At 67.0% G+C, this 19,287-nt stretch carries 21 protein-coding genes; 14 read left to right on the top strand and 7 right to left on the bottom strand.

Annotated elements, in window-relative coordinates; genetic code table 11:
• Positions 1-291 precede the first annotated feature (291 nt).
• Positions 292-1,125 (top strand): sulfurtransferase, encoded by an 834-nt coding sequence (locus tag BLV94_RS17565; RefSeq protein ID WP_072937512.1) that lies wholly within the window; start codon positions 292-294, stop codon positions 1,123-1,125.
• A 7-nt stretch (positions 1,126-1,132) separates the two neighbouring features.
• On the opposite strand, the gene BLV94_RS17570 is transcribed toward BLV94_RS17565, so the two are convergent.
• Entirely contained in the window at positions 1,133-2,140 is a 1,008-nt protein-coding gene (locus BLV94_RS17570) for a cation diffusion facilitator family transporter (protein WP_072937513.1), read from the bottom strand.
• Positions 2,137-2,544 (bottom strand): ArsR/SmtB family transcription factor, encoded by a 408-nt coding sequence (locus BLV94_RS17575; RefSeq protein ID WP_072937514.1) that lies wholly within the window; start codon positions 2,542-2,544, stop codon positions 2,137-2,139. The genes BLV94_RS17570 and BLV94_RS17575 overlap by 4 nt, the downstream gene beginning before the upstream one ends.
• A 117-nt stretch (positions 2,545-2,661) precedes the next feature.
• On the opposite strand from BLV94_RS17575, the gene BLV94_RS17580 reads away from it, so the two are divergent.
• From BLV94_RS17580 to BLV94_RS17590, 3 genes are read left to right on the top strand one after another with little or no spacing between them, the layout of a single operon-like run.
• Positions 2,662-3,162, top strand: coding sequence for a MarR family winged helix-turn-helix transcriptional regulator (locus tag BLV94_RS17580; protein WP_072937515.1), 501 nt, complete (start codon positions 2,662-2,664; stop codon positions 3,160-3,162).
• On the top strand, positions 3,159-5,102 hold the full coding sequence (locus tag BLV94_RS17585) for an MDR family MFS transporter (protein ID WP_072937516.1): 1,944 nt from the start codon (positions 3,159-3,161) through the stop codon (positions 5,100-5,102). Before BLV94_RS17580 ends, BLV94_RS17585 begins: the two co-directional genes overlap by 4 nt.
• A 5-nt stretch (positions 5,103-5,107) precedes the next feature.
• Positions 5,108-5,563 carry a GtrA family protein gene (locus BLV94_RS17590; RefSeq protein ID WP_072937517.1) on the top strand — a complete coding sequence of 152 codons (456 nt, stop codon included), beginning with the start codon at positions 5,108-5,110 and terminating at the stop codon, positions 5,561-5,563.
• Between the two features lie 33 nt (positions 5,564-5,596).
• On the opposite strand, the gene BLV94_RS17595 is transcribed toward BLV94_RS17590, so the two are convergent.
• The gene (locus BLV94_RS17595) at positions 5,597-7,009 is read right to left on the bottom strand and encodes an alkaline phosphatase PhoX (RefSeq protein ID WP_072937518.1); all 1,413 of its coding nucleotides are present in this window, start codon (positions 7,007-7,009) and stop codon (positions 5,597-5,599) included.
• A gap of 209 nt (positions 7,010-7,218) precedes the next feature.
• Here BLV94_RS17595 and BLV94_RS17600 point away from each other — a divergent pair, with 209 nt between their 5' ends.
• The 3 genes from BLV94_RS17600 to BLV94_RS17610 all read left to right on the top strand — a co-directional run bounded on the left by BLV94_RS17600 (position 7,219) and on the right by BLV94_RS17610 (position 9,078).
• Positions 7,219-7,536 carry an ArsR/SmtB family transcription factor gene (locus BLV94_RS17600; protein ID WP_174705445.1) on the top strand — a complete coding sequence of 106 codons (318 nt, stop codon included), beginning with the start codon at positions 7,219-7,221 and terminating at the stop codon, positions 7,534-7,536.
• The gene (locus BLV94_RS17605; protein WP_072937520.1) at positions 7,533-8,033 is read left to right on the top strand and encodes an SRPBCC family protein; all 501 of its coding nucleotides are present in this window, start codon (positions 7,533-7,535) and stop codon (positions 8,031-8,033) included. The genes BLV94_RS17600 and BLV94_RS17605 overlap by 4 nt, the downstream gene beginning before the upstream one ends.
• Positions 8,034-8,094: 61 nt before the next feature.
• Entirely contained in the window at positions 8,095-9,078 is a 984-nt protein-coding gene (locus tag BLV94_RS17610; protein ID WP_072937521.1) for a sigma-70 family RNA polymerase sigma factor, read from the top strand.
• 3 nt (positions 9,079-9,081) lie between these two features.
• Here the strand turns inward: BLV94_RS17610 and BLV94_RS17615 are convergent, their stop codons facing one another.
• A complete protein-coding gene (locus BLV94_RS17615; protein WP_015889204.1) occupies positions 9,082-9,486 on the bottom strand; it encodes a VOC family protein in 405 nt (134 codons plus the stop codon).
• Between the two features lie 95 nt (positions 9,487-9,581).
• Complete coding sequence (locus tag BLV94_RS17620) at positions 9,582-10,253, bottom strand: type 1 glutamine amidotransferase (protein WP_072937522.1); 672 nt, start codon at positions 10,251-10,253, stop codon at positions 9,582-9,584.
• A gap of 335 nt (positions 10,254-10,588) precedes the next feature.
• Between BLV94_RS17620 and BLV94_RS17625 the strand changes: the two genes are divergently transcribed.
• Positions 10,589-11,980, top strand: a complete 1,392-nt coding sequence (locus tag BLV94_RS17625) for a WS/DGAT/MGAT family O-acyltransferase (RefSeq protein WP_072937523.1) — start codon at positions 10,589-10,591, stop codon at positions 11,978-11,980.
• A gap of 2 nt (positions 11,981-11,982) precedes the next feature.
• On the opposite strand, the gene BLV94_RS17630 is transcribed toward BLV94_RS17625, so the two are convergent.
• Positions 11,983-12,279 carry an Rdx family protein gene (locus BLV94_RS17630; protein ID WP_072937524.1) on the bottom strand — a complete coding sequence of 99 codons (297 nt, stop codon included), beginning with the start codon at positions 12,277-12,279 and terminating at the stop codon, positions 11,983-11,985.
• A gap of 138 nt (positions 12,280-12,417) precedes the next feature.
• On the opposite strand from BLV94_RS17630, the gene BLV94_RS51555 reads away from it, so the two are divergent.
• Positions 12,418-12,543 (top strand): hypothetical protein, encoded by a 126-nt coding sequence (locus BLV94_RS51555; protein WP_255314952.1) that lies wholly within the window; start codon positions 12,418-12,420, stop codon positions 12,541-12,543.
• A 39-nt stretch (positions 12,544-12,582) separates the two neighbouring features.
• Here the strand turns inward: BLV94_RS51555 and BLV94_RS17635 are convergent, their stop codons facing one another.
• Positions 12,583-13,356 carry a serine aminopeptidase domain-containing protein gene (locus tag BLV94_RS17635; protein ID WP_072937603.1) on the bottom strand — a complete coding sequence of 258 codons (774 nt, stop codon included), beginning with the start codon at positions 13,354-13,356 and terminating at the stop codon, positions 12,583-12,585.
• A 617-nt stretch (positions 13,357-13,973) separates the two neighbouring features.
• Here BLV94_RS17635 and BLV94_RS48745 point away from each other — a divergent pair.
• The 5 genes from BLV94_RS48745 to BLV94_RS17660 are packed head-to-tail and all read left to right on the top strand — an operon-like array spanning position 13,974 to position 19,266.
• On the top strand, positions 13,974-14,753 hold the full coding sequence (locus tag BLV94_RS48745) for a helix-turn-helix domain-containing protein (protein WP_167372169.1): 780 nt from the start codon (positions 13,974-13,976) through the stop codon (positions 14,751-14,753).
• 29 nt (positions 14,754-14,782) lie between these two features.
• Entirely contained in the window at positions 14,783-15,502 is a 720-nt protein-coding gene (locus BLV94_RS17645) for an RNA-guided endonuclease InsQ/TnpB family protein (RefSeq protein ID WP_143051400.1), read from the top strand.
• A gap of 10 nt (positions 15,503-15,512) precedes the next feature.
• Positions 15,513-16,490: an ABC transporter permease gene (locus BLV94_RS17650; protein WP_072937525.1), complete on the top strand. Its 978-nt coding sequence runs from the start codon at positions 15,513-15,515 to the stop codon at positions 16,488-16,490.
• Entirely contained in the window at positions 16,487-17,413 is a 927-nt protein-coding gene (locus tag BLV94_RS17655; protein WP_072937526.1) for an ABC transporter permease, read from the top strand. The genes BLV94_RS17650 and BLV94_RS17655 overlap by 4 nt, the downstream gene beginning before the upstream one ends.
• Entirely contained in the window at positions 17,410-19,266 is a 1,857-nt protein-coding gene (locus BLV94_RS17660; protein WP_072937527.1) for a dipeptide ABC transporter ATP-binding protein, read from the top strand. The genes BLV94_RS17655 and BLV94_RS17660 overlap by 4 nt, the downstream gene beginning before the upstream one ends.
• Positions 19,267-19,287 lie beyond the last annotated feature (21 nt).

Genomic DNA, 19,287 nt, shown 5'->3' on the forward strand with positions numbered 1-19,287 from the left:
GACGCGAGTCCCGGGGGGAATCTCGGTCGATTACGGCCGAGAGGACGTCAAAGGCGTTCAGTCCGGCACCGCGGGCGTCCGTCGAGAGTCAGACCAGACGGGGAGGCCTGTACCCGGGGAAACCGGGGGCAGCGTCCTCGGCGGCGGGACCGCTGCACACCCCACCAGTCCGAACAGTGCGACCACGACCAGCGCCGTCGACAGACGTCCCGTCACTCGTGCCAGGGTGCCAGGTTCCCGTCTCCGCGGCACGCGGAACCTTCGTTGTGCGACAGTGGTGCGATGAGCCCTGTGGTGACGCTCGACGAGTTGGCGGCGCTGTTGCGCAGCGACGCTCCCCCGGTCCTGCTGGACGTGCGGTGGGCCCTCGGCGACACCGAGGGCAGGCAGCACTATCTGGACGCGCACATTCCCGGGGCCGTGTTCGTCGACCTCGACACCGAACTCGCCGCCCCGGGACGCCCGGAACTCGGCAGGCATCCGCTACCGGCGGTGACTGACCTCCAGGACGCCGCGCGCCGGTGGGGAATCCGGGCGGACAGCACGGTCGTGGTCTACGACGCGACGGGGAATCTCGCCGCCGCGCGGGCATGGTGGCTGCTGCGCTGGGCGGGCGTTGCCGACGTGAGCATGCTCGACGGCGGCCTCGGCGCGTGGACGTCGGCTGGTCACCCCGTCCGATCCGGCGACGAACAGGCGCGAGTCCCCGGCGACGTCGTGCTCACCGCGGGCCACCTGGCGACGCTGACCGCGGACGAGGCCGCCGAATTCGCCGCCCGCGGTCACCTTCTCGATGCCCGCGCCGCCGAGCGGTATTCGGGAGCGACCGAACCCGTCGACCCCCGCGCCGGGCACATTCCCGGCGCCCACAGCGCCCCGACGTCCGAGAACCTCGGGCCCGACGGCCAGTTCGCGCCCGCCGAGGCGCTGCGCGCACGGTTCGCCGCGGTCGGCGCCGAGCCCGGACGTCCGGTCGGCGTCTACTGCGGATCGGGTGTGACGGCGGCCCATCAGGTCGCGGCGCTCGCGCTCGCCGGCATCGACGCCGCCCTGTACCCGGGATCCTGGTCGCAGTGGTCGTCCGATCCCGGACGTCCGGTCGCGACCGGCCCCGACCCGCGGTAGCGGCGGGTCACCCCGGCCGGCCTGCCGCCTCCACGTCGTGCGCCGGGTAGGCGTGGATAAGGGCGGTGCTCAGCTTCGGGACCGCGTGGGTGAGCGTGTGTTCCGCAGTGTGTGCGACGCGGTGTGCCTCGCTGAGGCTGGTCGAGGGGTCCACGTCGAGTTCGGCGTCCGCGTGCAGGCGGTGCCCGATCCAGCGCATCTTCACGCTCCGCACCCCGACCACTCCCGGCTCGGCGGCGAGGGCCTGTTCGGCGGCGTCGACCAGTCCGGGGTCGACGCCGTCCATCAGTCGCCGGAACACGTCGCGGGCGGCGGTCCGCAACACGAGCAGGATCGCGGCCGTGATCACCAGACCCACCACGGGATCGGCGAGGGGAATCCCGGCCGCGACACCGCCTGCACCCAATACCACGGCGAGAGAAGTGAATCCGTCGGTCCGCGCGTGCAGTCCGTCGGCCACGAGGGCGGCGGAGCCGATCCGGCGGCCGATCCGGATGCGGTACAGCGCCACCCACTCGTTGCCGGCGAAACCGATGATCCCGGCGAGCGCCACCCACCCGAGATGCTGGATGGGCACGGGATCGAGCAGGCGCCGGATGGCCTCCACACCCGCGACGACCGCGGACAACGCGATCATCACCACGACGAACAACCCGGCGAGGTCCTCGGCCCGGCCGTAGCCGTACGTGAACCGCCGCGTGGCGGCCCGCCGTCCGAGGGCGAACGCGATCCACAGCGGGACCGCCGTCAGCGCGTCCGAGAAGTTGTGGATCGTGTCGGCGGCGAGCGCGACGGAACCGGACACCGCCACCACGACCACCTGGGCCAGGGCGGTGACGCCCAGCACCACCAGGCTGATCTTCACCGCCCGGATGCCGATCTCGCTGGCCTCGAGCGCGTCGTCGACGCTGTCCGCGGAGTCGTGGCTGTGCGGGGCGAAGATCTCGCGGATCGCCCCGCGGACGCCGCCCGAATGACCGTGCCCGTGCCCGTGGCCGTGGCCGTGGTCTTTCACGACGCACCTTCCTCTGCGGCCAGATCCGCACCCTCGTGGAGGACCTGCAGATCCCCCGACGCGCGATGGTGCCCGGGGATGCCGGGGCCTGCGTGCTCGGCGTTGAACACGGCGTCGGTCACCAGCTGCTGCACGTGCTCGTTGGCGACGCTGTAATAGATGGACGTGCCCTCCCGCCGCGTGTGCACGAGGCGGGCCATCCGGAGCTTCGCGAGGTGCTGCGAGACGGACGGCGCCGGCTTCCCGACCCGTTCGGCCAGCTCGTTCACCGACAGTTCGCCGCCCACCAGCTGCCACAGCACCTGCACCCGGGTGGAATCGGCCAGCATGCGGAAGACCTCGACCACCAGCTCTACCTGGTCTTCGTCGAGCCTGCGCCGGCAAATGCGCTTATCTGCATTCATACGTAGATAATAGGTCACTTCGCCTTGTGATGCACCAGACACCGAAATGGCTTACTTGCTTGCACTAACGATGTATATAGTTGCTTGCATCAAGTAAGTCGTCCTTCAGGGGTTGCCATGTCCATCACGTCAGTGCCTTCCGTATCTCTGGGCACCACCGAAGCGCTCATCGACGAGGTCTTCCTCTTCGGCCGAGTGCTCAAGGAGGCCCTGATGTCGGAAGCCGACGGCCACATGCCACGCGCGCTGACGGGGGTCCTCCTCGTCCTCGCGGCTCGCGGGGAATGCCGGCAGAACGAATTGGCCACCGAGATGTGCGTCGGCCAGTCGTCACTCAGTCGCCAGATCACCGACCTGGTGGAGTTCGGCTACGTCACGCGCCATCCCGATCCCGCCGACGGGCGCGCATTTCGAATACGCGTCTCGGAAGTCGGAATGACGTACGTCAAACACTTCCGAACCCAACGTGCCGCGCGAATGCAGAAGTTGTTGACGGGGTGGAACGAAACCGAGGCAGCAACTGCCCTCTACTCGATCAGGCACCTGAAGGAAACACTCGTCGATCCAGAACACCGGATCGTCACGAGCTCGAACCCGATTGGAACACAAAGCGTATGACCGAAACACAGACTCGGCCGCCGGTTGAAGAAACGACGGCCATGACGCACCGCCAAATCCTCGAAGCCCTCACGGGCCTGCTCGCAGCGCTGTTCACCGCCCTGCTGAGCAGCACGATCGTCGCCACCGCACTCCCGACGATCATCGGCGACCTGAAGGGCACCCAGACCGCATACGCCTGGGTCATCACCAGTGCATTGCTCGCCAACGCCGCCTCGACCCCCATCTGGGGCAAGCTCGCCGACCTGTTCAACAAGAAGGTCCTGGTCCAGAGCGCGATCGTCATCTTCGTCATCGGTTCGGTGATCGCAGGATTCGCGCACAACGTGCCGATCCTGCTGACCGCGCGTGTCATCCAGGGCATCGGCATGGGTGGCCTGACGGCGCTCGTCGTCGCCATCATCGGCACCATTGTCTCGCCCCGTGAACGCGGCCGTTACTCCGGCTACATGGGTGCCGTCATGGCCGTGTCGATGTCGGGCGGTCCGATCCTGGGCGGCGTCATCGTCGACAGCCCCCTCGGCTGGCGCTGGTGCTTCTTCGTGTGCGTCCCGCTCGCCGTCATCGCACTGTTCCTGCTGCAGCGCACGCTGCACCTCGCGACCGAGAAGAAGGACGACGTTTCCATCGACTGGCTCGGTGCCCTCCTGCTGACCGCCGGTGTGTCCATCCTGCTGATCTGGGTCTCGTTCGCCGGCAAGGCGGGCTACTACGAGTGGTTCTCCCGTGAGACCGCCCTGTACGTCGGATCCGGTGTGCTCCTGCTGGCCGCGACGATCCTCGTCGAGGCCAAGGCCAAGTCGCCGATCATTCCGCTCAAGATCGTCACGGAGAAGACCACCGGGCTCGCGATCATCGCGTCCGTCGCCGTCGGTGTCGGAATGTTCGGCTCCACCACGTTCCTCGGCCAGTACTTCCAGACCTCGCGTGGCTACACCCCCACCATGGCGGGCGTGCTCACCATCCCGATGGTCGCCGGCATGCTCCTCGGCACGGTCGGATCCGGACAGCTCATCACCCGCTTCGGCAAGTGGAAGCCGTTCGTCGTCGGCGGCGCCGTCCTGATGATCATCGGCTTCGGACTGCTCGGCACCATCGATCACGAGACCAACCTGACCCTGGTCGGCACGTACATCGCGATCATCGGTCTCGGCATGGGCATGCTGATGCAGAACCTGGTCCTCGCGGTGCAGAACACCGTCAGCGTCCAGAACATCGGTGCGGCATCCAGCTCGGTCGCCTTCTTCCGGACCTTCGGTGGCGCGATCGGCGTCTCGGTTCTCGGTTCGGTGCTGGCCACGCGCGTCGCCGACCTGTCGGCCGAGGGTTTCGCAAAGCTCCGCATCCCGACCGGATCGAGCAGCGGCGGCGGAAGCCTGGACCTGACGTCCATGCCCGCTCCCGTGCAGGGCGTCATCCGCGCCGCATACGGTGACGCCACCGGGCGGATCTTCCTGATCGCCGCCGTCGTCGCCGTCATCACCCTGATCGCCGTCATCCTGATCCCCAACCGCCCGCTGCGTCGCACGATCGACCTGTCGAGCGAGCAGGAGCCCGTCCAGGAACCCGAGTACGCCCCCGTCCCGGAGTACGCACTCGAATCCGACACGGCCCCGATCCAGTCGCCCGACGTCCGCGGCGGCAGGCACGAGGCCCCCGCCGATCAGCATCAGCCCTTCGCCGGGCTGAGCGCCGACGCCCGGGACCGTCTCCTGTCCATGCTCCTGCCCCAGCCGGAGCGGACGCTGGAAGCGATCGACGAAGCGGAGAAGATCCGCGACGAGGTCAACCGCCTGCGTACCGATCTCAATGCCAAGCTCGTCGAATTCGACGAGGTCTGGGATCGCCTGCGCGAGCTGGGACTGAGTGAAGAGCAAGTGGCCGGCGTCCTCGGTGGCGGCCACGTGACGGACACCGGCAACGGTGCCCTCATCCGCTGAATGAGATGATCGTTCAGTTCCACGACGCCGTCGGCTCGCCCACGTATCCCCCTCTACGTGGGCGGGCCGGCGGCGTGTTCGCTCAGTTGACCCGGTTCACCCTGGTGGGCACGTCGAGCAATGTGCTCTACGCTCTCGCGTTCTTCACCCTCGACGCGTACGGGTCGTTCGTCGCCAACCTGGTCGGCGTGGTGACCAGTTCGATGTTGGCCAACGAACTCCACCGCCGGCTCACCTTCCGCGCCGCGGATCGCGTCCGCTGGTTCGTCGCACAGTGGGAGGGCGGAACCCTCGCCCTGATCGGGCTGGCCGTCAGTTCACTCGCGCTCGCCGTCCTGCACACGCTCTTCCCCGGCTCCGACGGCCTCGTGCAGGTCGCGCTCGTCGTCGCCGTCAGCGCCGTCGTCGGCGGCCTGCGGTTTCTCGCCCTCCGCGGCTGGGTTTTTGCCTCCGGCCTGTGAGTACTTAATTAACCGCCCGTGGTTAATAAGTACTCACGGCAGGGGGCGGTGCCACGGACCGGTGATCGCCAGTGTCAGCCCCGGTGACTGAATGTTCGCGAACAGGATCCTCCCGTCGGCGCTGAATGCCGGACCGCAGAATTCGCTGTCGTTCAACTCGTTCCGAGCCATCGCGAACGGCTCCCCTTCCGCCGTGACACCCACGAGGTGGCTGATTCCTTCGCCGTCCTCCGCGAGAATCACACCGCCGTACGGCGAGACCGTGATGTTGTCGGGCCCGTCGTAGTTTCCGGTGTCGACAGCCGGATCGGGATTGACACCGAACAGCGTCTTCAAGGTGACCGTCTGTTTCGCCGGGTCGAAGAACCACACCTGGCCGTCGTGCTCGGCGACGCTGCCGTCGCTGGTCCGTGCGTAGCTCGCGACGAAGTAGGCGCCGCCGTCGCCCCACCACTGCCCCTCCAGCTTGCGGCTCCGGGTGACGGCGTCGTTCCCGAACTGCTTGCGCACCGACGTACTCGTCGCGCCACGGTCCGGCACACCGACCCACTGCACGGAGTACACGGTGCCCGGCTCGGTGGCCTGCGACAGGTCGGGGACGTGCGTTCCGCCCTGGAAGCAGGCCATCGCCTGGAGTGCGCCTGCGGTGTCGCCGCCCGGAGACTGGGCGAGTTCGCGCAGCGCGTTCGGCCCGCCCCGGAAGCCCTGCGGCGGCGTCCACCGGTAGTACAGCCCGTTCGGCCCCGACGCATCCTCCGTGAGGTAGATGGTGCTCGACGCCGGATCAACCGCCACGGCCTCGTGCGCGTACCGCCCCAGGAACTTCAGCGGCACAGGACTCTTGCCCCTGTTCGCGTCCTGGCTCGCGGGGTCCACCTCGAAGACGTAGCCATGGTCGAGCAGGAACCCGCCCTCCCCCGCGCGAGCCTCCGTCTCCTCGCAGGTCAACCAGGTCCCCCAGGGGGTGATGCCGCCCGCACAGTTGTTCACGGTGCCCGCGACGCTGACATACTGGCCCTGCCGTGCGCCGTCGGCACCGACCGCAGTCGTGGTCGTGCCGCCGCGCGCGCCCGTGTCGTACGTCAATCCGTCGAGCGCCGGCACGCCGAACGGTTCGTCGCTGCCGATCTCGTGATTGGTGACGAGCGTGGAACCGCCGGGTCGCGCGAACACCCCGATGGCGTCGGGATCGCTCGGCACCGGCACGCCACCGTCCAACTGCGTCTCACCCGACCGGGCGACGACGGTGTACGAAAAGCCCACCGGGAGCGACAGAATGCGATTCGGGTCCGGCACGAGCGGTCCGTAACCGATCGCCTGTCCCGGTGCCGCGGACGCGAACGCCGGGCGAACGAGGGCGTCGACGCTTCCGGCGAGTGCCACACCGAGGCCGGTGAGCGCGGTGCGACCGAGGAATCCGCGGCGGTTGAGTGGTGCAGTGGACACTGTGTGAAACCTCCATGGTGACGAACCGGATCCTCAGGACGGTAGGTACCGCGGTGCCCGGCTTCGTGGACGCACCGTGGCGGGCGGATGAACCAAGTGCGAACTTCGCCCGTGAGTACTTCTTAACCGCCCGCGGTTAACAAGTACTCACGGGCGGCGAAGCCGCACAACCGTTGACATGTGACCAAATGGTCACCTATTCTCGATCCATGGACGACGATCACGTCTTCAAGGCGCTGGCCGATCCGACCCGCCGCCTGATACTCGACCGATTGTTCGCCCAGGATGGTCAGACGCTCACCGAACTCGAGTCGCACGTCGAGATGACGCGATTCGGTGTCATGAAGCATCTGCGTGTGCTCGAAGACGCGGGACTCGTCGTCACGCGCCGCTCCGGCCGGGAGAAACTGCATTACCTCAATCCTGTGCCGATACAGCTGATCCACAACCGGTGGATCGACAAGTACACCGAGCGTCACACCTCGGCGCTCGCTCAGCTGAAATCCGAACTGGAGGAAGAGAAATGACTACCGCCGACGCAATCCAGATCTACGCCGTCTACATCAAGGCGACGCCGGAGGCCATCTGGGAGGCCATCACGAAACCCGAGTGGTCGCAGCAGTACGGGTACGGCGGCCTCGTCGACTACGACCTCCGCGCGGGCGGGTCGTTCCGCACGCGCGCGGACGACGCGATGAAGGAATACCCCGGCGTTCCGGACGTGATCGTGGACGGCGAGGTGATCGAATCCGATCCGCCGAAGAAACTGGTTCAGACGTGGCGGATGCTGATGGACGCCGACAACGTGGAGGGTTTCACCACGCTGACCTACGAGATCGTGCAGTCGAGCAGGCCCGGAGTCGCGAAACTGACTGTCACACACGACCTCACCAATGCGCCGGGCCTGGCGGAGATGGTCGCGGGCAGGCGCGAACCCGAGGGCGCGGGCGGCGGCTGGAACGAAGTGCTGAGCGGAATGAAGACGCTGCTCGAGACGGGTCAGCCGATGGTGAACTGGGGCTGAATACCGGGTCGGCGGGCCTGAGGGCCCGACATCTGTCGGATGGCCGCAGTAAGCTCCAACCATGACGGCTGCGCAGTCGCTCGACGGGGAATTCCTCGCACTCGCCGACCCTTACCGGCGCGAGTTGCTCGCCCATTGTTATCGCATGATGGGCTCACTTCACGACGCCGAAGACCAGATGCAGGAGACGTTCATCCGGGCGTGGCGCGGATACGAGGGCTACCAGCAGCAGGCGTCGTTGCGGACGTGGCTGTACAAGATCGCCACCAACACCTGCCTGACGGCGTTGCAGAACAGGTCGAAGCGTCCGCTGCCGAGCGGTCTGGGCGCTCCCGACTCCGACCCGACCGCCGAACTCGTCGAACGACACGAGGTGCCGTGGCTCGGGCCGCTCCCCAACCGCCTCATCGACGACGACGCCGGCGATCCCGCAACCGTCGTGACGTCGCGCGAGTCGGTGCGGTTGGCGTTCATCGCGGCCCTTCAGCATCTTCCTGCACGTCAGCGCGCTGTTCTCGTCCTGCGCGACGTGTTGCAGTGGAAGGCGTCGGAGGTCGCGACGGCCCTCGGCACCACCACGACGGCGGTCAACAGCCTGCTGCAGCGTGCCCGGACGCAACTCGAACTGGCCACGCCGTCGGCGGACACGCTCGTCGAACCGGAGTCCCCCGAGGAACGCGCACTGCTCGACCGCTACGTGGCCGCGTTCGAGAACTACGACATCGACGGGATCGTCGAACTGTTCACCCAGGACGCCGTCTGGGAGATGCCGCCGTTCGAGGGCTGGTACCGCGGCGGGACCGCGATCGGCACCCTGGTCAGCGAGAAGTGCCCGGCCAAGACTCGAGGCGACATGCGACTGGTGCCGACGGTGTCGAACGGACAGCCGGCGCTCGGCCTGTACATGCGCGGGGAGGACGGGGTCCATCGTCCGTTTCAGCTGCATGTCCTGGACGTGACGGCCGACGGGGTCTCCCACGTCGTCTGCTTCTTCGACATCGATCTGTTCGAGAAGTTCGGACTGCCGGAGACCCCGCCCGCCTGACCCCTACGCCGGCACGGCGGCCGGATCCATCCACATGACCTCCCAGACGTGGCCGTCCAGGTCACGGAACGCGCGGCCGTACATGAAGCCCTCGTCCTGGAGCTTGCCCCACGCCGAGCCACCGGAGGCGAGGGCCTTGTCGACCAGGCTGTCGACCTCCTCGCGGCTGTCGGCCGAGATACAGAGCAGCGCCTCGACGGCCTTCGAGGTGTCGCAGATGCCGCCTTCGATGAAGTCCTTGAACCGGGACTCGACGAGGAGCATCACGGACGTGGACTCGTTGATCACCATGGCGGTGCAGGAATCGTCGCTGAACGTGGCGTTGAACTCGAAGCCGAGTCCGCCGAAGAACTGCTTGGTCGCGTCGAGGTTCTTGATCGGCAGGTTCACGAAGAGCATCCGGGACATGTGATTCTCCTTCTCGGGTTCCGCCCAGCGCGGAAGTCATCGATACAGACCACGGCGGTGCGCGAAACTCATCGGCGCCCGCGCGCCCGATTCTGTCAGCTCTCGGCGAGGTCGAGGAACGAACCGATCATGATCCGTCCGGCCGCCTCCACGGCGTCCATGTGTTCCCCCGACGGCGTGGTGCCGGGCGGCATGTGGGCCTGCATCACGGGCAGTTGCTCGCGGGTGAGTTCGACGTGGAACTGCAGACCGTAGGCGCGGCGGCCGATGGCGAACGCCTGATTCTCGTAGAGGCGGCTGCTCGCCAACCGGACCGCGCCGTCCGGGAGGTCGAAGGTGTCGCCGTGCCAGTGGACGACGGGCACCTCGGCGCCGACGGCACCGAACACGGGATCGCGCGTTCCGTCGTCGGACACCGTCACCGTCCCGGCACCGTTCTCCGGGCTCGGCCCGCGGCGGATCGGACTGCCGAACGAGGCCGCGAGAAGTTGCGCGCCGAGGCAGATCCCGAGCATCGGGAGACCGGCGTCCACAATTTTTTTGATGAAGTTTCGCTCTCGCGGAAGTTGCGGGTGGGTAACGTCGTCGAGTGCGCCCATCGGACCGCCCATCACCACGAGGCCGCCGATGTCGTGAACGGCCGGAAGTTCCGACGCTCGGTACGTGGGGTACTCGGTGTAGCGAATTCCCCGCTCCGCCAGCAGAGTTCCGACGAGAGCCGGTCCTTCGAACGACACATGTTCAACAATTGCCCATGGCTTGGTCATGCCACAATTCTTACCGAGTAGGGACTTTCGGCCCTAGGCAGTTTCGGAAACGTGAATTCCGCACTGAGTGCACAAAATTGGGATGTTCACACGGAGTTCATTTTCGGTGTCGATCACTCGAATGACAGACGCCAAACTGGACGCTTGTCTAGTGGCATGGCTCACGGGAAACCTGTAGAAATACGAGCGTCACGCTTTCGTGACCTGTCCCATATCAATTAGTTATCCGGTGGTGGTCCCTGACAAACGGAACGTCACCATCTCCCGTTACCTCAGACCACAGACGAGCCCTCCTGCGATCCGGGAAGTCGTCTTCGGGATGGAAAGGGCAATAGATGCCGCTCCCCATGTCCCCCCTCGACTCGATGTTCCTTCTCGGCGAGTCCCGAGAGCACCCGATGCACGTCGGCGGCGTGGAGATCTTCCAGCTCCCGGACGGCGCCGACACCTATGACATGCGCGCGATGCTCGACCGCGCGCTCGTCGAGGGCGACGGCATCGTCACACCCCGGCTCGCCAAGCGGGCCCGCCGGTCCTTCTCCTCGCTCGGTCAGTGGAGCTGGGAGACCGTCGACGACATCGACCTCGGTCACCACATCCGGCACGACGCACTGCCCGCCCCCGGCGGCGAGGCCGAGCTGATGGCCCTGTGCTCACGGCTGCACGGATCGCTGCTCGACCGGAGCCGCCCGCTGTGGGAGATGCACTTGATCGAGGGACTGAGCGACGGACGGTTCGCCGTCTACACCAAGATCCACCACGCGGTCGCCGACGGCGTCACCGCCATGAAGATGCTGCGCAACGCGCTCAGCGAGAACTCCGACGATCGGGACGTGCCCGCTCCGTGGCAGCCGCGCGGCCCGCGCCCGCAGCGGACGCCGTCGAAGGGGTTCAGCCTGTCGGGTCTCGCCGGTTCCACCATCCGCACCGCCCGCGAGACGGTCGGTGAGGTCGCCGGTCTCGTGCCCGCGCTGGCCGGCACCGTCTCCCGCGCCTTCCGCGACCAGGGTGGCCCGCTCGCGCTGTCCGCACCGAAGACTCCGTTCAACGTGCCGATAACCGGCGCCCGCCAGTTCGCGGCGCAGTCGTGGCCGCTCGAACGTCTCCGCCTCGTCGCCAAGCTGTCCGACAGCACCATCAACGACGTCGTGCTCGCGATGTCCTCGGGAGCGCTCCGCAGCTACCTCGAGGATCAGAACGCCCTGCCCGCCGAGCCGCTGATCGCGATGGTGCCGGTGTCGCTGAAGAGCCAGCGCGAGGCGGCGACCGGCAACAACATCGGGGTGCTCATGTGCAACCTCGGCACCCACCTGCGCGAACCGGCGGATCGGCTCGAGACCATCCGGACCTCCATGCGCGAGGGCAAGGAAGCCTACGGCTCGATGACCGCCACGCAGATCCTGGCGATGAGCGCGCTCGGGGCGGCACCGATCGGCGCGAGCATGCTGTTCGGGCACAACTCGCGGGTGCGCCCGCCGTTCAACCTCATCATCTCCAACGTTCCCGGCCCCAGCTCACCGCTGTACTGGAACGGTGCGCGGCTCGACGCCATCTACCCGCTGTCGGTGCCCGTCGACGGCCAGGGCCTGAACATCACCTGCACCAGCAACGACGACATCATCTCGTTCGGTGTCACCGGCTGCCGCAGTGCCGTGCCCGACCTGAAGTCGATCCCGGCCCGGCTCGGACACGAACTGCGCGCACTGGAGCGGGCGGTCGGGATCTGACGTCAGGGGGTCTTCCGGTCGCTGTGCCCGAGGTCGCGGTCGGGTGCCACCCGGTCACGGACCAACTGCTTGAGGACGGTGATGTCCGGGAAGCCGCCCTGCTCCTTGCGGTCCCAGATCAGGTCGTCGTCGACGGTGATGCGGAAGATCCCTCCGGTGCCGGGGACGAGTGCGACCTCGCCGAGTTCCTGCCCGAACGTGCCGAGTAGTTCCTGCGCCATCCATGCTGCACGCAACAACCATTGGCACTGGGTGCAGTAGGTGATCGCGACCCGGCCGTCTGCACTGCTCGTCGTCATCGTGCCAGGTTAACCGAACACGCTCCCCCGCTTGCTGTTCGAGTTGCATGCGCGACACCTGTTCGTCATGCGGGCGTCAGCATGTTGGGGCAGACTGTCGATCGCCATGCTGTGCCCTCTCGACGAAAGGAAGCCTCCATGCCCACCGCGCTCGAAGAATCGCGTCGCCACGCCATCGACCTGACCAACGAGAAGATCCAGGCCGTCAAGGATTTCTTCACCAACATCTTCCGTCTCGACACCACGCACCGCACCGAGGCGTGAACGGGCGGGGAGGCCTCCGCCGCGAAGGCCTCCCCGCGTTCACCGGATCGTCCCGAAGAACTTCACGACCTCCGCGGCCCGGAAGTGGTCTTCCGACACGTGCGGGCCGCTCACCTCGACGAACTCGACCGAGTCCGAGCCGCGGCGGATCATCTCGACCCACGGCCCCGTGACACCGGCGATGTTCGCGACCTCGTCCTCCCGCGAGGCGTACACCCGAATGGGTACTCCCACATAATCTCCCGGCCGGTGCCGGACGGCGTCCCAGTGCTCGGTCTTCGATTCGAGGTCGTGCCCGTCCGCGGACAGGTCGAACGCGTCCCGCACGGTGTCGCGTCCGTGCTCGCCTCGTTCCCACACCGCGCGCAGCGACAGCGACGGGGCGATGAACACGGCACCGTCCCACGGCACCTCGCGCAGTCGCACGGCGTTGGCGGCGGCGTTACTGCCCATCGATTCGCCGATCAGGAACCGCCGCAGCACCGGCCACCGCCGGGACACCCACGCGTCCAGCGCCACCACGGCGTCCTGCGCCGACCGGTTACCCCATAGGTCGCCGTGCAGGTACGGGCTCGCGACCACGTATCCGGCGTCCAGCAGTCCGTCCCGCAGTCCGGCGCGGTCGTCGATCGACCTCTCGTCCCCCGACCGCCCGTGCAGGTAGTACGCGACTGCCGACGGTGTCGCCCCGCGCGGCACCGCGACCACCGCACGATCGCCGGACCGCGGGACCGTCACCGCGTACTCGTCGTACCTGGTGTGGTGTGCCGTGCGCCGCGTCACCGGTTCGACGGCGCCGGCACGAGTTGTCACACCGCCCACGCTAACAAGCGACGACGCGACGTGCCGGGCGGCGATCGCGGACGCGGCACCGGTTTCCCCGAGTCGGGCTGACCGCCGGTGGCGCGCTCCTATACTTCGTAGCGTTGAGCCCTAGTTGCGAGGGTTTGCAACCGTTCGCTTGTGGGATTGTTTCGTGCTGTCTAGTGGAGTTTGGTGTCGTGATGTTGAGGGATTGGGCGGCAGCGAGCGGAGTGGAGTACCGGACCGCGTCGGCGTGGTTTCATGCGGGAACGCTTTCTGTCCGAGCTCAGCAGTTGCCGTCGGGCACGATCCTGGTGGGAGATACTGCGGTCTGCACGCCATGGGTCGGGAAGGGCATGAAAATTCGTAAGCTGTTTGCCGATCAGAACGTGACGACGATCGTGGTGGAGCATCGGGAGCAGCCCGACGAGGCTCGGGTTCGAATGCATCGAGGCCGTTTTTGTCGGCGCAAGGTCGTACTCTGCTCACGTTGGCCGACGATGGGGGTGGTTGATGATCTGGTGGGACATGACCGGGGTGGTGACGTCGCTGCGTGCCCGCCTGAACGGGCAGCGCCGTGCACGTCGGCGTGCCGCCGCTGCCGTGGCCGCCGCGACGGACCGCCCATGACGGCCGCTGCTGCACTCGAGGATCGGACTGCCGACATCACTGCGCCGGATCCGTCTCGGACGGTGATCCGGGCGTACGTCTACGTTCTCGATCCCACCCCGGCACAGGTCGAGGCGTTACGGTCGCATTGCGGGGCACAGCGTTTCGCCTACAACTGGGCACTGTCACAAGTCAAGGCGAACCTCGATCAACGGACCGCGGAACGGTCCTACGGTGTTCCCGACGCGGAGCTGACCCCGTCGATGTCGTGGTCCGCATACGGTCTGCGCAAATTCTGGAACACCGTCAAGAACGACGTCGCGGTCGCCCCCGAGACCGGGAAAGTGTGGTGGCCAGAGAACTCGAAGGAGGCGAATAGCTCCGGGATCGCGAACTGTGCTGCCGCGTTGTCGAACTGGTCCGACGCCCGGTCCGGGAAACGGAAAGGCTCGATGGGGTTTCCGCGGTTCCGAAGTAAGCGGGCGGTGCTGTCGTGCCGGTTCACGACGGGCAGTTTCGGGCTGGTCACCGATGGCGGTGACCGCCGTCATGTGCAGTTGCCCCGGATCGGGGCGATCCGGACGTGCGAATCCACCCGCAAACTGGCCCGCAAGACTATCGCTGGGACGGCGCGGATCCGATCTGCGACCGTGTCGTATCGACGCGGCCGGTGGCAGGTGTCGTTTTCCGTCGAAACTACTCTCCCCGCCAGGGCACTCCCGCCCACCGCCACCTGTGCCTCCGCCGTTGCCGATGGTGGTGTGGACGGTTCGGTGGTCGGCGTCGATGTGGGGTGAAACACCTCGCGGTCCTCTCGACCGGAGAGATGATCGACAACCCGAAACACACACGAAAGCACGCGAAGGTGTTGCGTCGTCTGCAGCGCCGCGCGTCCCGCCAGATCGGCCCGGATCGCCTCACCGGCCAAGAGCCCTCACAGCGGTGGCTGCGCACCCAAGACCAGATCAGGGCAGTACACACCCGCACCGCCGACGCGCGCCGCGATCACCTGCACAAACTCACCACCCGACTGGTGCGGGACTTCGGCACCGTCGTCGTCGAAGACCTCAATGTCACGGGGATGACCCGCTCCGGTGGCGCCTACAAGCGTGGACTGAACCGGGCTCTGCGTGATGCGGCGCTCGCCGAGATCCGACGACAACTGACCTACAAGACCGAGTGGACCGGCACAAGACTGCACGTGGCGGACCGTTGGTATCCGTCGAGTAAGACCTGCTCGAACTGTCAGGTAGTGAAAGCCAAACTACCCCTCAATGTTCGGGTGTTCACCTGCGATTCGTGCGGATTCCGCGCTGATCGTGATCACAATGCCGCCCTCAACCTCGCTGCCCTCGCGGCGGTTGTTGACGGTGGTGCGTCTTCGGCGAGTTGCGGACGAGACGTAAAAGACGCCCGACAGAAACCAACCATAAGACCCGCCATCCGGCGGGCAGACGGTATCGCTGCGGGAACGCCACATAGTGGTGAACGTGGCCGGGGTAACCCGGCCGCTCATGCCGAGTGCACCAAACAACGCTCAGGATGAACGGGGATCGATGGGTATCTTCCTGCTACGACGAGCGCTCAATTACGTGGTGCTGTTGCTGCTGGCGTCGTTCCTGACGTTCAGCCTCACGTCGCTCACCTTCCGCCCGCTCGACAGCCTGGAACAACGCAACCCCCGGCCGCCGCAATCGGTGATCGACGCAAAGGCCGCGGAACTGCATCTGGACGACCCGATCCCGGTGCGGTACGCGAACTGGCTGGGCGGCGTCGTGCACGGCGACTTCGGCACCACCATCACGGGTCAGCCGGTGTCGGACGAGTTGGGCCGCCGGATCCTGGTAAGCATGCGATTGCTGATCCTCGGTTCAGTCATCGGGGCGGTGCTGGGGGTGCTGATCGGCGCCGCCGGGGCGATCCGGCAGTACAAGTTCAGCGACTATTTCAGCACCGTCGTGTCGCTGCTGATTCTCAGCGCGCCCGTGTTCCTGGTGGCAACCCTCCTGAAATACGGTGCTCTCCAGATCAACTCGGCCACCGGCAGCCAGATCTTTCTGTACACCGGGGAATCCTCGGCCAGCACGATCACCGGGTTCTGGCCGCAGTTCGTCGACCGGGTGCAGCATCTGGTGCTGCCGACCATCGCGCTGGCGTTGGGCAGCATCGCAGGGTACAGCCGATATCAACGCAACGCGATGCTCGACGTTCTGGGGAGCGACTTCATCCGGACCGCGCGGGCGAAGGGGCTGACCCGGCGGGCGGCACTGCTCAAGCACGGACTCCGGACGGCGCTGATCCCGATGGCGACGCTGTTCGCCTACGGGTTCGGGGCGCTGGTCGTCGGGGCCACGTTCACCGAGAAGATCTTCGGCTGGCACGGCATCGGCGAGTGGATCGTGATCGGCATCGACAACCAGGACACCAACATCGTCGTCGCGATCACGTCGTTCACCGGGCTGATCGTGCTGTTGTCAGGGCTGCTCTCGGACGTCGTGTATGCGGCGCTGGACCCGAGGGTGCGTGTGGGGTGACCGAGATCCAGATCGCGTCCACCGATGCGGCGGTGTCGGCCGTCGGGCGCCGAACCCTGCTGTTCCGGCGGTTTCTCCGGAACAAACCCGCCATCGCCGGGGTGTGCATCCTGCTGTTGCTGTTCGTCGCCAGTTTCGTCGGACCGTACCTGCTCCCCTACGACTATCAGCAACTCGACTACACCGCGCTGCTGCAGCCGCCCAGTGCCGAACATCCTTTCGGCACCAACCAGATCGGGCAGGACGTTCTCGCCCAGACGTTGCGCGGGCTGCAGAAGTCGCTGATCATCGGCATCTGCGTCGCGCTCTTCTCCACCGCCATCGCGGCGCTCGTCGGTGCGCTGGCCGGGTATGTCGGCGGCTGGCCGGATCGGGTGATCATGTGGCTGGTCGATCTGCTGCTCGTCGTTCCCAGCTTCATCATCATCGCCGTGTTCACCCCCCGGCTGAAGTCGTCGAGTTCGATCGTCCTGCTGATCCTGCTGCTGGCGGTGTTCGGCTGGATGATCACCGCCCGGATGGTCCGCGGGATGACGCTGAGCCTGCGCGAGCGGGAATTCGTGCAGGCCGCCCGGTACATGGGGGCACCGACGCACAAGATCATCACCAGCCACATAGTCCCGAACATCGCGTCGATTCTGATCATCGACGCGACCCTGAACGTCGGTGCCGCGATCCTCGCCGAGACCGGGCTCAGCTTCCTCGGGTTCGGCGTGCAGAAACCGGACATCTCCCTCGGGTCGCTGATCGCCGACGGTACCGAATCCGCCCTCACCTACCCGTGGCTGTTCATGTTCGCGGGCGGACTGCTGGTGATCACCGTGCTGTCGGCGAATCTCGTGGGCGACGGACTCCGCGACGCGGTCGACCCCACCTCGAAGCGGGCCCGGTCCCGCAAGAGCAGGAAGAAAGTGAAGCGGTGACCGGGCAACCGCTGCTCGACATCGAGAACCTGCGGGTCAGCTTTCCCAGCGAGGAAGGCCGGATCGAGGCGGTCCGGGACGTCAGCTACACCGTCTCCGACGGCGAGGTGCTGGCCATCGTGGGTGAGTCGGGCTCGGGCAAGTCGGTGGCGTCCCTCGCGGTGATGGGGCTGCTGCCCGAGCACGCGCGCGTCACCGGCTCGATCCGGTTGCAGGGCCGTGAGTTGCTGGGCATGGGAGACCGGGAACTGTCGGCGCTGCGCGGGAAGACGGTCAGCATGGTGTTCCAGGACCCGCTGTCCGCGTTGACGCCGGTGTACCGGGTCGGTGACCAGATCGCCGAGGCGCTGCTGGTCCACGGCCGGGCGAGCAACAGGAAGGACGCCGAGCAGCGCGCCGTCGACCTGCTCGATCTGGTCGGGATCCCCGATCCTGCGGTGCGCGCCAAGGCTTTTCCCCACGAGTTCTCCGGCGGCATGCGCCAGCGCGTGGTGATCGCCATCGCGATCGCCAACGATCCCGCGCTGATCATCTGCGACGAACCGACCACCGCCCTCGACGTGACCGTGCAGGCGCAGATCCTGAACCTGCTGCGCAAGGCGCGTGATCTCACCGGTGCCGGCGTCGTGATGATCACCCACGACATGGGCATCGCGGCGACCCTCGCCGACCGCGTGGTGGTGATGTACGCGGGCCGGGTGGTGGAGTCCGCTCCGGTGCGGGAGCTGTTCGCCGAACCCCGGATGCCCTACACCGCAGGATTACTCGTGTCCGTACCGCGGATGGACGCGCCGATCCGGAGCCGCCTGGTCTCGATCGCCGGCGCCCCGCCGGCACCGCATTCACTGCCACCCGGTTGCACGTTTGCGCCGCGCTGCCCGCTCGCCGTGGACGCCTGCCTGCTCGCCGAACCGGAACTCGTCGCGACCGGACCGGCCCACCGGGCGGCGTGTATCCGCGTCGACGAGAGCGGCACCCGCGACCTCGTCACGGCATATCGGCGGGATCAGCCGGCCCCCGCCCCCACTGCGAGGACGCAACCCGAGCACCGGGTGGTGCTGCAGGTGACCGATCTGGTGAAGACGTATCCGATCACCAGCGGTCTGGTGTTCCGCCGCAAGCGCGGCGAGATAAGGGCGGTCGACGGCATCACGTTCGACATTCGTGCGGGTCGCACACTGGCGCTGGTGGGCGAATCCGGCTCGGGCAAATCGACGACGTTGACGCAGGTCCTCGACCTGTCCGCGCCGGAATCCGGGTCGATCGAGGTGCTGGGTGCCGACGTCGCGGCGCTGAGCGCCCACCGCAGGCGCGCCCTCCGGCGGAAGATGGCCGTCGTCTTCCAGGATCCGACGGCGTCCCTGGACCCCCGGCTGCCGGTGTTCGACGTGCTCGCCGAGCCGCTGCGGCTGGACGGCCGCGGGCGCGAGGAGATCGGCCGCCGGGTACCGGAACTGCTCGACCTGGTGGGGTTGCGACGCGAGCACGCCGACCGGTACCCGGCCGATTTCTCGGGCGGCCAGAAGCAGCGGATCAGCATCGCCCGGGCGCTCGCGCTCGATCCGGAACTGCTGTTCCTGGACGAACCGGTGTCTTCGCTCGACGTCTCCATCCAGGCCGGGGTGCTCAACCTCCTGCGCGACCTCCAGGAGCAGCGGGGCATGTCGTACCTGTTCGTCTCCCACGACCTGTCGGTGGTCCGCAACATCGCGCACGACGTCGCGGTGATGTACCGGGGCAGGATCGTCGAGTCGGGAGCCGCGCAGACGATTTTCGAGGATCCGCAGCATGAGTACACCCGGGCACTGCTCGCGGCAATCCCCGTACCGGATCCAACGTATTTGGCACACTAGGGTCAGCGACCTTCGAGGAAG

The sequence above is a fragment of the Rhodococcus koreensis genome (assembly GCF_900105905.1).
Lineage (GTDB): Bacteria > Actinomycetota > Actinomycetes > Mycobacteriales > Mycobacteriaceae > Rhodococcus_F > Rhodococcus_F koreensis.

Excerpts from the sequence above, each read along its gene's own strand:
- BLV94_RS17605 (WP_072937520.1), top strand. The coding sequence starts at position 7,533 with ATGACTACCGCCGACGCAATCCAGATCTACGCCGTCTACATCAAGGCG.
- BLV94_RS17580 (WP_072937515.1), top strand. The coding sequence starts at position 2,662 with ATGTCCATCACGTCAGTGCCTTCCGTATCTCTGGGCACCACCGAAGCG.
- BLV94_RS17590 (WP_072937517.1), top strand. The coding sequence starts at position 5,108 with ATGATCGTTCAGTTCCACGACGCCGTCGGCTCGCCCACGTATCCCCCT.
- BLV94_RS51555 (WP_255314952.1), top strand. The coding sequence starts at position 12,418 with ATGCCCACCGCGCTCGAAGAATCGCGTCGCCACGCCATCGACCTGACC.
- BLV94_RS17645 (WP_143051400.1), top strand. The coding sequence starts at position 14,783 with ATGATCGACAACCCGAAACACACACGAAAGCACGCGAAGGTGTTGCGT.
- BLV94_RS17650 (WP_072937525.1), top strand. The coding sequence starts at position 15,513 with ATGGGTATCTTCCTGCTACGACGAGCGCTCAATTACGTGGTGCTGTTG.
- BLV94_RS17615 (WP_015889204.1), bottom strand. The coding sequence starts at position 9,486 with ATGTCCCGGATGCTCTTCGTGAACCTGCCGATCAAGAACCTCGACGCG.
- BLV94_RS48745 (WP_167372169.1), top strand. The coding sequence starts at position 13,974 with ATGACGGCCGCTGCTGCACTCGAGGATCGGACTGCCGACATCACTGCG.
- BLV94_RS17630 (WP_072937524.1), bottom strand. The coding sequence starts at position 12,279 with ATGACGACGAGCAGTGCAGACGGCCGGGTCGCGATCACCTACTGCACC.
- BLV94_RS17575 (WP_072937514.1), bottom strand. The coding sequence starts at position 2,544 with ATGAATGCAGATAAGCGCATTTGCCGGCGCAGGCTCGACGAAGACCAG.
- BLV94_RS17625 (WP_072937523.1), top strand. The coding sequence starts at position 10,589 with ATGCCGCTCCCCATGTCCCCCCTCGACTCGATGTTCCTTCTCGGCGAG.
- BLV94_RS17620 (WP_072937522.1), bottom strand. The coding sequence starts at position 10,253 with ATGACCAAGCCATGGGCAATTGTTGAACATGTGTCGTTCGAAGGACCG.
- BLV94_RS17610 (WP_072937521.1), top strand. The coding sequence starts at position 8,095 with ATGACGGCTGCGCAGTCGCTCGACGGGGAATTCCTCGCACTCGCCGAC.
- BLV94_RS17600 (WP_174705445.1), top strand. The coding sequence starts at position 7,219 with ATGGACGACGATCACGTCTTCAAGGCGCTGGCCGATCCGACCCGCCGC.
- BLV94_RS17585 (WP_072937516.1), top strand. The coding sequence starts at position 3,159 with ATGACCGAAACACAGACTCGGCCGCCGGTTGAAGAAACGACGGCCATG.